Source organism: Dissulfurimicrobium sp., from assembly GCF_049968175.1.
GTDB lineage: Bacteria > Desulfobacterota > Dissulfuribacteria > Dissulfuribacterales > Sh68 > Dissulfurimicrobium > Dissulfurimicrobium hydrothermale.
This window is the reverse complement of record NZ_JBMFRG010000047.1, coordinates 1-14869: the sequence shown is the minus strand read 5'-3', so window position 1 is coordinate 14869 and position 14869 is coordinate 1. Positions and strand designations below refer to the sequence as shown.

Genomic DNA, 14869 nt, shown 5'->3' with positions numbered 1-14869 from the left:
TTGGAGTTGACGCACGTATACTGTCCGAGAGGATAACCGGTATTGGTCGCTACACATACGAAATGCTTGCGGTCCTTGTCGATCGTGGCCATAAGTGGTTCCTTTATTCTCATCGCCCTCTCGTCGTGGGGGATTGGTCTCAGTCCAACGTGCAGTTGCGCACCGCCAATCTGCCTGAGGCAATCAATTTGCCGAGGCGTATGTTACGCCTGGCCTGGGCCCAGAGTGTCCTTCCCTGGTGGGCAAATCAGGATGATATTGATCTGTTCTGGGCCCCCGGGCATCGGCTGCCTTACTATTTGCCCCGGCGGATTGCCCGTGTCGTAACCATTCATGATCTGGTTTGGAAACATGCCGGGGAAACCATGAGACCCTTCGCCCGCTGGCTTGACGCAAAACAAATGCCGGCGGCAGTGCGTATCGCAGACCGCGTAATTACGGTGTCCGGTCATACCGCACAGGATCTCGTTGCGGAGATGCCGGAAGCGAAGAATAAGGTGAGGGTGGTGCATTTGGGGGCGCCTGCTTTGCATCCAACCGCTTCCCGGGGGTCTCTAAAATCCATAGGGATTGATCGTCCCTATTTCTTGTTTGTTGGCACGCTTGAGCCACGTAAGAATCTATATCGCCTGCTGGAGGCCTATGCTACCCTGCCAGAAGGTATAAAGAATAGTATTCTGCTCGTTATTGCAGGCGGCAAAGGGTGGGGCGGGGTGGATGCGCAGGCTGTTTCGTCACGACTTGGCCTGAACCGCAGCGTTCATATCCTGGGTTATGTTAGTGATGAAATGCTTTCTACCTTGTATGCACATGCCCTCTTTTTGGCCATGCCTTCGCTGTATGAAGGATTCGGTTTGCCGCTTCTGGAGGCGATGGCCAGGGGTACGCCGGTGTTGACTTCGAACTGTTCATCCATGCCGGAGGTTGCCGGGGATGCCGGGCTCCTGGTAGATCCGCATGATGTTGGTTCCATAGCCAAGGGCCTACTGGCACTGCTTACCGATGAGACGCTGCGCCGGAATCTGGCCCAGCGCGCCAAAGTGAACGCCCAACGTTTTAGTTGGCAAAAGGCCGCTGACGCCACACTGCAGATATTTGATGAGGCCATAGAAGAGCGGCGACGGCTCTTTTAAAGTAAGCGCTAAATTAACTACCTATCCCAGGTCTTGGGCTATGGGCAAAACAAAAGGACATCCACTTGAAAAGGCTGTTGCTGTTTAAGCAGCTACTGTCTAGTTACATAAGTTGACAATGAGAGGTAGTTGAAAATTCAACCAGGATGCCAGTCGGGCCAAGAAGTCAGCCCGCAGTGGACTAATTATTACTGATCGTGGTCGCCCTGCCCATGTGCTGTTGACCATTTAAGAACACAGACATCTCATCCACTTATGTACCGGACTCGCCTGGCTGCGTTGCCACTAGAGAGCGAGTATAGGGGAAATAGAAGCGATGATCCGTAAAGGCATCTGCTTTCATCTCAAGGGACTTATGGGTACTGGCTTGGTGGGCCGTCTAGGGATCGAACCTAGGACCTACTGATTAAGAGTCAGTTGCTCTACCAATTGAGCTAACGGCCCATATGCAAAAACAGAGAGTTTTTTACCACGATTTTGTTTCATGTCAAGCCGTTGGATAGGCCAAACAAATATTGACTTTCTGTTTTAAGGTAGAATAAAATTAATTTTGAGATTTATTACTAATTAATTTTCAGGGAGGGTTCATGGAGCGGTTTAAAGATCTCAGCCTCAGCAAAAAGATAAATTTAGCCTTAATCATATTGCTTATGATCGGATCATTCTTGCTCACTTACCTTATTGGTGCAAGGGGACATGATCAGCTCAAAGAAAATGTGATTCGCGAGGCAAAGGCGATCGTAATCCAGGCCGAAGCCATGCGTTCAATGATAGCTAAGCTTAATAGCCAGGGTGCCTTCAAAACCTATGTGTACGATATAAAAAGGGGGTTGGAAAGTCAGGATCCAGCTTATAAAAAGGCGGCGCTTCAAAAACTTCTCGAGACAGTGCCTGTGGTAAGCGCCATTTCCATGCTTGAAAAGAATGCAAAAGAGGCGGGATATCTCCTCCGTGTACCCAAAATAAACCCCAGAAATCCCAACAACACACCAGACCCGACGGAAAAGGAGGTGCTGGAAAGACTCTCCACCGGCAAAGATACCGATATAGCTGTCTTCGGAAGATATAAAAATCCAAATACAGGTAAAGAAGAAGATGTGCTTCGGTTCTTCAGGCCGATAGTCCTTACCAAAGACTGCGAGATGTGCCACGGCGACCCAAGGCTTTCTAGGGAATATTGGGGAAATGATGAAGGCAAAGACCCAACCGGCACTGTCATGGAAGGTTGGAAGGCTGGCGAGGTCCACGGTGCCTTTGAACTCATCTTCTTTTTGGACAGCGCCTTGGCCCAATTGAGAAACAATCAGCTTGTAGTGGCCTGTGTGACCTTTTTGGGCATATTTATGATTATAGCAATCGTCTCTTTCATTATAAAACGTGTACTTACAAGGCCTCTTAATGATATAATTTTGCAGGCGGAGCGTATTTCAAATGGTGATATATCCCATGAGATATATATCAAATCGAATGATGAAATAGGGGTACTTGCCGCTGCATTTAAAAAGATGCAGGAAGGGCTTTATAGACTTATAAAAGGTGTAAAATCAGAGGCGGAGGAGGTATCGGCATCTGCAAAAAAACTCTTGTCTGTAAGTGCTGTTATGGCTGATCAGAGCATAAAGTCATCAATGAGAGCCAAAGATACCTCGAGCATCAGCGAAACGGCAAGTGATAATATCAAGACCATTGCTTCAGCTGTTAATGATTTCTCGATAGCTTCACAGGAAATAGCGACAAATGTAGTCCAAGCTGCATCGATAAGCAATCAAGCTAAGGAGAAGATGGATGTATCAGGCGAACAGGTTCTTAAATTAGGAGCTAATATAACAGAAATAGGGAAGGCGGTCAGGCTAATAAGTGAGATAGCGGGACAGACAAATCTTTTGGCATTAAATGCAACAATTGAAGCAGCCCGCGCTGGAGAGGCAGGCAAGGGTTTCGCTGTTGTCGCAAATGAGGTAAAGGAACTTGCCAAGCAGACAGCTCGAGCAGCAGAAGAGATAACATCAATGATCAAGACCATACAAGATGGAAGCGAAAATACAGTTGAGGCCATAAGTGAAGTAAAAAGTATAATAGATAAATTGAATGATATTGATAATACCATTGCATCGGCAGTTGAAGAGCAAACGGCTACCGTGAGCGAAATAACAAACAATATCAGCGGAGCGGCCGATGGTATAAGCCAGGTCTCTGCACTTGCCGGTGAGGTGTCGGGACTTGCAGAAGACACATCGAGGGATGCAGCGTCCACTAAGGAGCAGGCTAGGCAGCTCTCTGAGCTGGCCAGCCGTCTGCAGGAGATCATCGGGACCTTCAAGTTGTGATCATTCGAGTGAGAAATGGATAGCGCGAATTCAGACCTGCTTACCGGCAAGGCAGGCCTTACCTGTCTAAAATCAGAGGGCCTTGAGCTCCTTCAGCCTCAAATGGGCTACCGTTTTTCTGTTGATGTCCTGCTGCTTTGTGATTTCATCCGGCTCAAAAAGAGGGAACAGGTCCTCGACCTCGGCGCTGGCTGCGGGGTCATCGCCCTGATACTTGCCAAGAGACATGAAGATGCAAGGATAACGGCGATCGAGGTCCAAAGAGACATGGCCTGTCTTGCCTTGGAAAACATCAGATTGAACGGGATGGAAGGACACATCCGTCTGATAGAATGGGATCTGAACAGGATACACGAGGTCGTCGCACCCGGGGAATTCGACCATGTTGTGAGCAATCCGCCTTACCGCTCCGCGGGTTCAGGCAGACTCTGTACACATCCATGCGATGCCCTGGCCAGGCATGAGATACTGACGGATTTGAGTAGACTGCTCAAGTCCGCCCGTTACGCCCTGAGGCCCGGAGGGCGCATAAGCCTCATATATCCGGCAAGCCTTACAGTAAAACTGTTGTCCACTATGCGCGAGGTCCAGCTCGAGCCGAAACGGATGCAGATGATATATCCAAGGCCTGGGGCGAATGCAAGACTTATCGTTGTCGAGGGTTGCAAAGACGCTGGCGAGGAGATGACTGTACTTCCTCCCAGATATATTGAACCGATTGCTCAACCTCGGACGATATAAGACTATATAATCGACGGCCTTTCAACGCTAGTCCAGCTGGGTGTTTATGTCTGGCGCCCCTTTCCTTGGACATATTTGACATAAAGCCTTTTAAGGCACTCCGCCAGCTCCTTGTCGTTGATCTTGCGGACCATGGCCTCCGCCGTTTCCATTACGCGAGGATCAGGCGCCGGTATCCCTGCGTCTTTTTTATCCCAACTGTCTCGGCCCTTCGAGTGCCAAAGGGATCTCAAGCCATCCACATCACCGAGTTCGAACCTTATGTTTTTAAACCGCATTCGGTTCGGGAGCCTTGCATTCAGGCGGTCAAGCATCTCGTTTTTTATAAAAGACAGCTGTTGCATCCAAATGGAATCAGACACCTTGACGACCAGGGTGTCTTTGCCTTGAAGTCTATCGGGCCATGCGTAAAGTGGGATCTCATGGCCCATAACTTCTTCCCAGGATCTCCAAGCCTCAGCCCTTGAGAGCCTGTCCTCCCATCCCCGGCGCTCGAAAGCGGTCTTCAATATCCCAGACAACAGGATTGGGCGGCCACGGCCCTTATTTTTGTCCACCCACAATCTCCTTGAGGCGATTTTCCATTAAATTACGGATCTCGCCGAGCCTCTTTTCACTTGAGGCCTCGAAACGCAGCACCAACACCGGCTGGGTGTTGGACGCCCGAATGAGTCCCCAACCATCGTCGAAGATAACTCTTACGCCGTCTATGTCTATGGTCTTGAATCTTGCTGAAAACCACCCCTTCGCTCGTTCCACTATGGCGAATTTCCTCTCATCAGGGCATTCTATACGGATCTCTGGCGTTGAATATATCTCCGGCAGGTCTTTAAAGAGATATGAAAGCGGCCTCTCATCAGACGCCATTATCTCGGCAAGCCTTAACGATGCATATACCCCGTCGTCATAGCCGAAATAACGATCGGCGAAGAAGATATGCCCGCTCATTTCGCCCGCAAGGAGCGCGCCCTCGTCGGCCATCTTCTTTTTGATAAGTGAGTGGCCGGTCTTCCACATAATGGCCCGCCCCCCTGCCTTTTCGATCTCTTCGTAGAGTATGTGCGAGCACTTGACCTCCCCGATTATGGCAGCCCCGGGGTGGTTTTTCAAGACCTCCCTGGCGAATATGACCATGAGCCGATCTGCAAAGACAATATCGCCCTTTTCATCCACTACGCCCAGGCGGTCTCCATCCCCGTCATAGGCCATGCCTGCATCCGCCCCTGTCTCAAGGACCTTGTCCCTTAGCGCCGCGAGGTTTGCCGGAACGGTAGGGTCGGGGTGGTGGTTTGGAAATAAGCCATCCACATCGCAAAACAGCGGGATTACATCGCAACCTTGGTCTTCAAAGGCCCTTGGCGCAACCAGCCCTGCGACGCCGTTTCCAGCATCCAAAACGACCTTAAGCCGATGGGAGATATGGATGTTTTCTTTCATGTAATCGAGATAGGGACCTGAAATGTCATAAGACCTCACCGCGCCCTTACCATGGGAATACGCCCCTTTTTCGATTATCTCCTCGAGTTCGAGTATCCTCCGACCATACAGTGTGGATGTCCCGAGGCACATCTTGAATCCGTTGAATTCAGGCGGGTTGTGGCTGCCCGTAACCTGTATGCCGCCGTCTGTCTTGAGGTGAAATATAGCGAAGTAAAGAAGCGGCGTCGGGCACTGGCCAACGTCTATGACATTGATACCTGCAGATGTGATGCCCTCTATCAGGATCTTTTGGATATGCGCTGAGTGGGCCCTTCCGTCCCTGCCGCATGCAACCTCTTTAAGTCCATTTTTTATGACATATGTCCCGTAGGCCCTCCCTATAGCGAAGACCGCATCATCGCCCAGGTCTTCATCCACCCTGCCTCGTATGTCGTATTCCCTGAAGATATGCGGGTTTATCGGCATCGCCGTCCTCCGAATCTTTTTAATCCGGTTTAAAAAACCCGGTTGATATCTTATACTATCGCATCGTTTTATTTAAAAGATCCTTTCTGTCCATTTGTGTCGTAAGGATTAAGAGATTTTTTAGGTTGCGGTTGTGAGTTGTGAATAGATACAATCATGAAATTGGACCAAGACATATCCTTGCCATCGAGACATCCTGCGACGAGACCGCTGCTGCAATCATTGAAGACGGCAGGCGTATATTGAGCAGTGTGGTGGCTTCGCAGATAGCTGTACACAGCGAATACGGCGGGGTCGTTCCTGAGCTCGCCTCGCGTTGCCATCTTGAGGCCATCGTCCAGGTGGTGGAGAAGGCCATTTCGAATGCAGGGATTGGCATTAGGGATGTTGATGCTGTGGCTGTAACCCAGGGCCCAGGTCTCGTCGGCTCATTAGTGGTAGGTCTTTCCTTTGCCAAGGCATTGGCAGCGGCGCGTTTCCTTCCGATTACGGGTGTAGATCATGTGCATGCCCACCTCCTTTCCGTCTTTCTTGAAGAAAAGCCCTGTTTTCCATTCATCGGCCTTGTCGTCTCTGGCGGCCATACGGCCCTTTATTTGGTAAGAGACTTCCTCTCTGCAGAGCCGCTCGGACAGACCAGGGACGATGCGGCTGGAGAGGCATTTGACAAGGTTGCGAAGATACTGGACCTTGAGTACCCTGGCGGCCCTGTAATAGGGCGCCTTGCAAGTAGGGGGGATGCCTGTGCATTTCAATATCCACGGGCGAGGCTCAGGGATACCCCCTTTGATTTCAGCTTCAGCGGGCTTAAGACGGCGGTTCTAACCTCTGTAAAGAGACTGCGTGAGGGTGCCTTGGTGCCTATCGAGGATGTATGCGCCTCGTTTCAGGAGGCGGTGGTTGATGTGCTCGTGGAAAAAGCCGTTTCTGCATTAATGACATATGGCATAAAAGATCTGGTCATCTGCGGTGGAGTGGCGGCGAACCAGAGGCTAAGGGAAAAGGCCTCAGAGGCCGCTTTGGTCAGCGGTTTCAGGATATTTTTACCATCCCCGGCCCTCTGCACCGACAATGCCGCCATGGTTGGCCTTGCCGGGTATCATCGGCTGAAGGCAGGTCTATTCTTAGGCAGCGATGCAGATGTATATTCGAGGTCTTTCGATGGGCAATAACATGTTAAATCCTTTAAAGACGCTCAGATACTACTGGCTCCGGCTGCTGAGGTTAAAGGGGGACCCAATTGTCACTGCCCGCGGTGTCGCTATTGGGACGTTCGTTGCACTTACCCCTACAGTGCCGCTGCATACGATAATTATCGTGTCCCTTTGCACACTTTTGAGAGGTAATATCATTGCTGGTGTAATAGCCAGCTTCCTGGTCAGCAATCCATTCACCATGCTTATTCACTATTATGCGGCATGGAAGATTGGGGTGTGGCTGACAGGAAACCGTGTCTCTTGGAACGAAATCTACAGCCTGATCAAATTGGCCCATGGTGTCGATTTCTTTGCCACGCTTAGGCACATTTACGCAATTGGCACGGATATCATCGTCACTATGCTGGTAGGAGGGGTCGTTTTCGCCCTGCCGTTCGGAGTAGGGGCCTATTTTCTTTCCATATATCTGTATACAGCGCGTCAGAGAAAAAAGATAAAGAGGTATCTGGAGACCTCGAATAACCGATGGTTTAGAGGTCGGTAAGCCGCTGTCTATGAAAGACCTTTATTTTGAGCATTTATTACCTCTTGTTTTATACTAGCTGTCACGTTTCCTGAGATTATATATAGATTTATTAAATAACTAGTAGGTTACTCTAGTTTATTATTGTTGCCATTTTTTAAGGACCTGCATAGGTAATATATATAATCACACTGCCATAAAATAAGCCGTAACTCTTGATAAATAAAGGACTAGACGGATGGAACAACTAGGAACATCAAAAGGACTTCTGGCAGCCAATAGCTGTCTGCATGCCGCCCTGTTGAAAAACTGCCTGATTTCTATGTAGTCGGATTATCAGTCTCAAATCTCGATGAGATCTTGGTAGCCATGATAAATATGGCCATTTTTTTGACAAAATATCATTCCCCACAGGACCATATTCCTTCCCTTTGCGCCACTTCATGCAGCTCTGATGTTATACAATCTCACGGCATAAGGCCCCACCGCTTACGGATATATACTGACCTGTTACGAAACAGGAGGCGTCTGACGCCAACAGCACCGCCCCGGCGATGTCATCAGGCATGGCATTGCGCCATGAAGCGGGGTCGATTTTGCGATGCATCTTTTACCTCGGTTGAAAACGGCCTTCTTCCCGCCCACAAGCTTTGCCTCAATGCCTCCCACGAATATTTCAAAAAGGCTTCTAACAGTTAGAATAAATCTATTTAATCATTCAAAAGCAAACTTGAAATTATAGGACATGATGAAGTAAAACAACTTGCCAAAACAGATTTAGCTAATGCCTTCTCTGGAAGGCGTGCTAAAAGAGGATTATTTATAGACACAGCAATAAACAAAACATTCAACACAGATCTAAATGCAGCGGTAAATCACATTAAGATAGCTAAAGACATTAATACAAACTATTTGCAACACAAACTCTTCAAACTCTCTAACCCAATAAAACTAAAAAGCGACTGCGATTTTTGCAGACTACTGCAAAATAGCGTGTCGGGTAAGGCGACAGGTATTGCCCTGCCGCAGCGTCAGGTGAGCAATGCTCACGGCTTTAAACATGTAAACTTAAACTCTGATAGTGATTTATATCAGAGTTTAGTAGGTTTAGAGTGACGGAAAATAGTCAATCTTTAACACTCTACTAAGTTTTGTTGCGGGCCTTAAGAAATTCCTCTCTTGAAATATCTGTCTGTGCACAAATCGTTCTCAATGTTGATGTCTCGATTTTGGAATGATCAGGCCCGGTTTTTTAATCTCTCCAAAAGATCCGCCGCCGGTACTGGGGGAGAGCAGAGAAACCCCTGTATTCCATCGCAGCCGGCCTTATTTAAAAATTCGAGCTGCGCATCCCTTTCCACTCCCTCGGCAATGACCATAAGTTTCTGCGAATGTGCAAGGTTTATAATGGCGCTCGTAATTAAGGCATCGTCTTCAAAATCAGGCAACCCGTCGATAAAGGTCTTGTCTATCTTGAGGGCATCAATTGGGAGTTGTTTTAAGTAAAAAAGTGACGAATATCCTGTACCAAAGTCATCGATTGAGATATTTATGCCTAACTTTTTGAGCTTCCATAGGATCCCTATGGCGTCTTCTTCGTCCTCCAAAATAGCGGTCTCCGTGATCTCAAACTCCAAACAAGATGGATGAAGCCCTGCCGCACCAATGATCGTCTTTACCATATCGACCAGATTTTTTTGTCTGAACTGCTTTGGAGAAAGATTTACGGCAACACTTATCGGATGCCCCAAGTCACGCCATTCAACCGCCTGCCTGACCGCCTCTTTTATCACCCATTCACCGATTGCAAATATCAAGTCACTTTTTTCAGCAATTGGAATAAATTCCGCAGGCGAAACAAAGACACCATCAGGCCGTATCCAACGGATCAATGCCTCGCACCCCATAATCCGTCTGGTCAAAAGGTCAAGCTTCGGCTGATAATACAAAATAAATTCCTTGTCGCTCACTGCCTTTTTAAGCCCATACAACAAAATAAGATCGGAGGTCATCCTTTTGTTTAAGTCCTGCGTAAAGACCTCGATATGTCCGATTCCATGTGTTTGAGCCTTTTTTAAGGCTATCCTTGCCGTTCCTACAAGCTGATCGGGTATCAAGGCGTCTGACGGGTAGAAACTTACACCGATTGAACAGTTAAGATGGATCTCTCGGCCTTCCAAAAAAATTGGAGAGGATACAGCTTCCATCAATCTGTTCAATATCACCATGGCGTCATCCTCACTCTTTATGTCTCTCAAGAGGAGGAAAAAGGCATCTTCGTGTCTCGCAATCGTATCCCCTAGGCGGACAGCGGTCATCAACCGCTTGGCGACGATCTTTAATATGTTGTCACCGACGACGAAACCAAAGCTATTGTTGATGGCTGTAAAATCATCTAAATCTATGAGCGCTACGACCAGCTTTTCCTTCCGGCCTGCGGCCTCTATACCTAATTTAAGATAATCAAGAAAAAGGGGCAGATTCGGGAGGGTGGTCAATGGATCATAATCTTGGACGCCCTGTAAGGCAGCCTGCCTTTCCAGGCTGCACGATAACTCATGAAATGTAGCAATGTAATTTATTATATTGCCAGTCCGATCTTTTATTGCATTGATTGTAAGCTGCTCAAGATATACCTCGCCCGATTTTCTTCTATTCCATATCTCACCCTGCCATCTGCCGACCTTTTTTATAGCCTTCCACATCTCCTTATAGAATTCACTGCCATGGCGGTCTGATTTTAAGACCCTAGGATTTTGGCCTATGATTTCCTCGGGTAAATAGCCAGTGATCCTTGTAACGGCTGGATTTATCATCAATATCTTGCCCATTGGATCAGTGACAGTCAGACCATCTTCTGTATCTTCGAACGCCACGGCTAAGAGATCGAGCCATTCCTCAAGGGCAGCTGCATGGGGGAGATAGAGAGCCTTGTCCATCCCCAGTCTTTCAGACTTTTTATAGCGGCTGTCATATCGGATGGCGGCGCCGATAATGTTTGCGGCGGAATCGACAAGCCCGAGCTCTCCGGCTGAAAATAGGGATCCTGGCTTGAGATGTAGGCTTAGAACGCCAAGGACGATGTCGTTATATTTAATGGGCAAGACCACATGGCCGTGCGACGCCATCGAATCAAATCTGATTTCATGGTCGTTGTCGACGTCTTCTTTGATTATCCTCTTGCCAGCCGCCGCCCTCCCACACAGGCACCAATTGTAAGGCACCTTTTGACAAAATTTTATAAGCGGCAGATCGAGATTCCTGTATGCGAAGAGGAGGAGGGTCTTTTCTTCATTTTCGCTGTTCAAAAAGACCGATGATTTTGTGACGGCGGGGAGTAGCGAATGAATCCCACCCAGAAAAGAGGTCGTGCGCGCCTTGAGCGAATCGCTTGAAAACATAAGCACCAGCAGCCTGCCAAGAAGCTCATTTCCATAATCGTCTTTCTCGGCCTCCGGGCAACCTGCCAAGTCCCTGCCAAAGAGAATCAGTCCATCTATTAAACTATTTTCTCTAAATGCAGGGGCCCAGGAGATGGCAAATTTTTTTTGGCGGCCGTCCTGTAAAGCTATGACCCCCCTGCCATGCCAACCAGCCCCTTCTTCCATCCGACCAGCCCGCATAAACACCTCCACGGCCGAGGGAAAGCCGGCAAGGTTGATGAGCTCTTCGTCGCTTTTGCCGTGCCATGACGTATCTTCAAGGCCGAAGAGCCTTAAGGCCGACAGATTTGCATCGATCCACCTGCCTTGGCTGTCTTTAAAGACAAAGATATCCGCCGGGACGGGACATACATCATACATCGGGCATAATTTCTACCTCAAATCTCTCATGCTTCGGCGGATATAAAAAGGACCGAGCATCCATATTTAAGTATAAACCCGGCCGCTTGCAATTGCAAGATGCGCTAGCGCCCCTGAAGAAAGGCCTTTATCTCGTCAACTGTAAACAGCTTACCCGACCCCTTGAGTTTGCCATCGATCGCGATACCCGGCGTTGCCATGACCCCATAGCCGACTATCCGTCCCATCTCGGTCACCTTTTCTATCTCGGCCTGGAGCCCAAGCTCCTTTGCCGCATCTTCCGCATTTCTTGCCAAGGCCTCGCATCTCTGACAGCCGGGTCCAAGTATCTCGATCTTCATTATTTATATCTCCTTTCTTTATCTCGATTGCTCAAATTAATTTTTATCACCCGCAGCAGCCGCAAAGGCAGATATGGCAACCGCCTTCTCAAGGGATTCCTTGCCTTCTTTACTTGCTTTCTTGGATAAACCATATCCATATTAACTCATCGCATTATCCGCAACCCGGCGGACGTCGGCAAGGCATCAGCGGCCCCTTGGATTTTTTGTGGCGCACTCGCATCTTCCGGCCTTTTTGGCTGCCATGATCCTCTCAAGGATCAAAGACCGGCCGTGCGTCTTTACATCGTCGATGATGTCTTCATCCGTGTAATTAAAGCAGTAACAAATAGTCTCCGGCATGATCCGCCTCCTTTTCTCTAGCCCATAACGAAATTGAAGAGATAGCCAACAATTATTATAGCCACGGCTGTTATACCAAAAAATACGGCGAGAAGCTCCTTCTTTAGCACCTGGCTCAGGATCATGGCCTCAGGAAACGAAAGGGCGGTCACCGCCATCATAAAGGCAAGGGTGGTGCCGAGCGGCAGACCCTTGCTCATCAAGGCCTGGACTACTGGGATCACGCCTGCTGCATTGCTGTAAAGCGGAACGCCTATCAGGACCGCTATGGGCACGGCAAAGGGGTTGCCAGGCCCTGCGTATCTCAGCAGAAAATTTTCCGGCACATAGCCGTGGACAAATGCGCCTACGGCGATACCACCCAACACATATAGCCAGATGCGTCGCAGGATGTCCTTTACATAACCCTTTGCGTATTCAAACCTGTCATGCCAGGTCATCTCAGGGACAGCCGCCTCGCCCATCCTTATCTGCCATACGTAGTCAGCGACGTATCTTTCCATGTTCAGCCTGCCGATGACAATACCAGCAACGATGGCCACTGCAAGGCCTGAAAAGAGATAAAGCGCCGCTACCTTCCAGCCGAAGAGACCGAAGAGCAGGACGAGCGCGACCTCGTTCACCATGGGAGACGAGATGAGGAAACTGAAGGTCACGCCCAGAGGGATGCCGGATTCGACAAAACCTATGAAGAGCGGGCAGGCCGAGCACGAGCAGAACGGCGTCACTACACCTAGCGCCGCGGCAAGTATGTGGCCGATTATCAGCCTTTTATTTCGCAGAAACCTCCTCGTCCTTTCAGGGGTAAAGAAGCTCCTGACAATGGAGACGAAAAAGATGATCACGGTCAGGAGGAAAAATATCTTGGTCGTGTCCTCGATAAAAAAATGCAGGGCCTCAGTAAGATGCGCCCCAGGATTGAGGCTCAGCCAACGGTAGGTAATGAGATCGGCAAACAATGTAAATATCTTCAGCATGACGCCTCCTTAAGACCAAGCCTTTCCCTGACAAACGGGACGAGCTTTTCAAACATCTCGTCCCTTAATCGTCTGAAGGCGACAAGCCTCTCTTTCTCGCTGCCTTGCGCCTCTGTTGGGTCGTCAAAGCCAAAATGGACCCGCGGCCCCTGATCAGGTATAAACGGGCAGGTCTCGGCAGCCCCGCCGCACAGCGTGACCACTAGATCAAAGCGCTGGCCGCTGAATTCATCTATGTATTTTGATCGGTTTCGAGAGATATCGATCCCGATCTCGCCCATCACGCTGACTGCAAGCGGATGGACGCCGGCAGGGCTCGTCCCTGCTGAAAAGGCCTTGACCAGGCCTTTAAGGGCCTGGTTTATGATGCCTTCAGCCATCTGACTCCGGCAGGAGTTTTGAGTACATAGAAAAAGGATGTGCTTCATCAGGGTCTCTGTCGAATCTTTTTTAAGATATTAAATAAAAATTTTTATATATAATGTCAAGACAACATACGACGGGCAAGAAAAAATTTTCTTGCCGGAAGATAAAAATCCCCATAATCTATCTATAGACAAACATTTTTGATGATCTCGTAAAAAATCATTATATGAGATGGCTAAGCAAAAATCGTAAATGCAAGGTGCGCAGATCCTGGAGAATGAGGCATACTCCCTGTACGCCGCAGTGACGACGGATGCAGCGCAACACAGCGGTTGGCGACCTTTTGCGACACCATCACTTTTTGTCATAAAAGATTTTTTAAGGCCACTGAAAAAGGTCAAAGACATAGACACGGTCCATCAGACCGGCCTTGAATGAAAGGAGTTAAACCATGAAAGCCAATACGGTAGCTGCTGCAAAAGGCGCAGCGTGGTACATCGGCGGATGGAAGATCGTGAGGCCCAGGCTTGGTATGTGGATATTGCTGTGTCTGGCGTACTGGCTTATCGGCATATTCTTGCACATCCTCCCGTTCTTGGGGTGGCTTGCCTTCTCCCTTCTCATGCCAGGCATTACAGGCGGACTATTTAAGGCCGCCCACGACTGGGAAACTGGCAGGGAACCCTCTTTTGAACACCTTATCGCGGCCTTTAAAGACCCTGTAATCCGCAACAATGTCATTATCCTCGGCGCTGTCGGCATCGGCTTCAACATCCTGAGCGCTGCGTTGATATTCATTACCATAGGCGGGCTTGGGATGCACATGCTCATGCACAGGGCATATCTAGGTCTCTACTCCGTCGTCCATCTTGCCGTAGGGGCGGTCTTTGTCTCTATTCTACTGCTCATACTAGCGCTCCTGTTCGCCTCAGCCATGCTGTATGCCATCCCACTTGTCATGCTCACAGGGACAGGACCCATGGAGGCCATGAAACTCAGCATCGAGGCATGCATGAAAAACGTCTTGTCAATGACCGTCTATGGGTTAATTTATCTGCTTTTGGGCATCCTGACCGTATTCACCCTCGGCCTCGGGTTGATCATGCTCATGCCCATCACCATAACATCAATCTATGCAAGTTTTAAGGATATCTTTTCTGAAGAGACAAGACCCCAACATATGCCTGCCGGCGCCGCCTAAAAAAAACTGTTTCCCGCACACCGGCCATGTGCTATCCTCGCCTTCTTAAGAGA

At 48.9% G+C, this 14869-nt stretch carries 15 protein-coding genes, 1 tRNA gene and 1 pseudogene; 8 read left to right on the top strand and 9 right to left on the bottom strand.

What is annotated here, in order from left to right; translation table 11 throughout:
* The first annotated feature begins 17 nt into the window (after positions 1–17).
* Both ACP5SG_RS07150 and ACP5SG_RS07145 read left to right on the top strand, forming a co-directional pair.
* Entirely contained in the window at positions 18–1133 is a 1116-nt protein-coding gene (locus tag ACP5SG_RS07150) for a glycosyltransferase family 4 protein (RefSeq protein ID WP_428123128.1), read from the top strand.
* A gap of 133 nt (positions 1134–1266) precedes the next feature.
* A pseudogene (locus ACP5SG_RS07145) lies at positions 1267–1362 on the top strand (type II toxin-antitoxin system Phd/YefM family antitoxin); the annotation flags it as partial.
* A gap of 139 nt (positions 1363–1501) precedes the next feature.
* Here the strand turns inward: ACP5SG_RS07145 and ACP5SG_RS07140 are convergent.
* A tRNA-Lys gene (locus ACP5SG_RS07140) sits at positions 1502–1577 on the bottom strand.
* A 143-nt stretch (positions 1578–1720) separates the two neighbouring features.
* Between ACP5SG_RS07140 and ACP5SG_RS07135 the strand changes: the two genes are divergently transcribed.
* Together ACP5SG_RS07135 and ACP5SG_RS07130 are read left to right on the top strand one after the other, a co-directional pair.
* On the top strand, positions 1721–3460 hold the full coding sequence (locus ACP5SG_RS07135; RefSeq protein ID WP_428123124.1) for a methyl-accepting chemotaxis protein: 1740 nt from the start codon (positions 1721–1723) through the stop codon (positions 3458–3460).
* A 15-nt stretch (positions 3461–3475) separates the two neighbouring features.
* Positions 3476–4201 carry a tRNA1(Val) (adenine(37)-N6)-methyltransferase gene (locus tag ACP5SG_RS07130; RefSeq protein ID WP_237888804.1) on the top strand — a complete coding sequence of 242 codons (726 nt, stop codon included), beginning with the start codon at positions 3476–3478 and terminating at the stop codon, positions 4199–4201.
* Positions 4202–4245: 44 nt separating this feature from the next.
* On the opposite strand, the gene ACP5SG_RS07125 is transcribed toward ACP5SG_RS07130, so the two are convergent.
* Together ACP5SG_RS07125 and ACP5SG_RS07120 are read right to left on the bottom strand one after the other, a co-directional pair.
* Positions 4246–4758 carry a DUF721 domain-containing protein gene (locus ACP5SG_RS07125; protein WP_424661765.1) on the bottom strand — a complete coding sequence of 171 codons (513 nt, stop codon included), beginning with the start codon at positions 4756–4758 and terminating at the stop codon, positions 4246–4248.
* Positions 4745–6106, bottom strand: a complete 1362-nt coding sequence (locus ACP5SG_RS07120; RefSeq protein WP_237888806.1) for a phosphomannomutase/phosphoglucomutase — start codon at positions 6104–6106, stop codon at positions 4745–4747. The genes ACP5SG_RS07125 and ACP5SG_RS07120 overlap by 14 nt, the downstream gene beginning before the upstream one ends.
* A 140-nt stretch (positions 6107–6246) precedes the next feature.
* Here ACP5SG_RS07120 and tsaD point away from each other — a divergent pair, with 140 nt between their 5' ends.
* A complete protein-coding gene (gene tsaD / locus ACP5SG_RS07115) occupies positions 6247–7278 on the top strand; it encodes a tRNA (adenosine(37)-N6)-threonylcarbamoyltransferase complex transferase subunit TsaD (RefSeq protein ID WP_237888807.1) in 1032 nt (343 codons plus the stop codon).
* 1 nt (position 7279) lies between these two features.
* Positions 7280–7807, top strand: a complete 528-nt coding sequence (locus ACP5SG_RS07110) for a DUF2062 domain-containing protein (protein WP_428123119.1) — start codon at positions 7280–7282, stop codon at positions 7805–7807.
* A gap of 436 nt (positions 7808–8243) precedes the next feature.
* Here ACP5SG_RS07110 and ACP5SG_RS07105 read toward each other — a convergent pair whose 3' ends face one another.
* The 6 genes from ACP5SG_RS07105 to ACP5SG_RS07080 form a co-directional block, all read right to left on the bottom strand.
* Complete coding sequence (locus tag ACP5SG_RS07105; protein ID WP_237888809.1) at positions 8244–8393, bottom strand: SDR family oxidoreductase; 150 nt, start codon at positions 8391–8393, stop codon at positions 8244–8246.
* 631 nt (positions 8394–9024) lie between these two features.
* Positions 9025–11589 (bottom strand): EAL domain-containing protein, encoded by a 2565-nt coding sequence (locus tag ACP5SG_RS07100; protein WP_428123117.1) that lies wholly within the window; start codon positions 11587–11589, stop codon positions 9025–9027.
* A 104-nt stretch (positions 11590–11693) separates the two neighbouring features.
* Positions 11694–11930 (bottom strand): thioredoxin family protein, encoded by a 237-nt coding sequence (locus ACP5SG_RS07095; RefSeq protein WP_237888811.1) that lies wholly within the window; start codon positions 11928–11930, stop codon positions 11694–11696.
* Positions 11931–12116: 186 nt separating this feature from the next.
* Complete coding sequence (locus tag ACP5SG_RS07090; protein ID WP_237888812.1) at positions 12117–12272, bottom strand: (2Fe-2S)-binding protein; 156 nt, start codon at positions 12270–12272, stop codon at positions 12117–12119.
* 17 nt (positions 12273–12289) lie between these two features.
* Positions 12290–13240 (bottom strand): permease, encoded by a 951-nt coding sequence (locus ACP5SG_RS07085; protein WP_428123126.1) that lies wholly within the window; start codon positions 13238–13240, stop codon positions 12290–12292.
* Positions 13241–13242: 2 nt separating this feature from the next.
* Entirely contained in the window at positions 13243–13677 is a 435-nt protein-coding gene (locus ACP5SG_RS07080) for an arsenate reductase ArsC (protein ID WP_237888814.1), read from the bottom strand.
* A 190-nt stretch (positions 13678–13867) separates the two neighbouring features.
* On the opposite strand from ACP5SG_RS07080, the gene ACP5SG_RS07075 reads away from it, so the two are divergent.
* Both ACP5SG_RS07075 and ACP5SG_RS07070 read left to right on the top strand, forming a co-directional pair.
* Positions 13868–14053 (top strand): hypothetical protein, encoded by a 186-nt coding sequence (locus tag ACP5SG_RS07075; protein WP_237888815.1) that lies wholly within the window; start codon positions 13868–13870, stop codon positions 14051–14053.
* 13 nt (positions 14054–14066) lie between these two features.
* The gene (locus ACP5SG_RS07070; RefSeq protein ID WP_237888816.1) at positions 14067–14816 is read left to right on the top strand and encodes a BPSS1780 family membrane protein; all 750 of its coding nucleotides are present in this window, start codon (positions 14067–14069) and stop codon (positions 14814–14816) included.
* Positions 14817–14869: the final 53 nt, after the last annotated feature.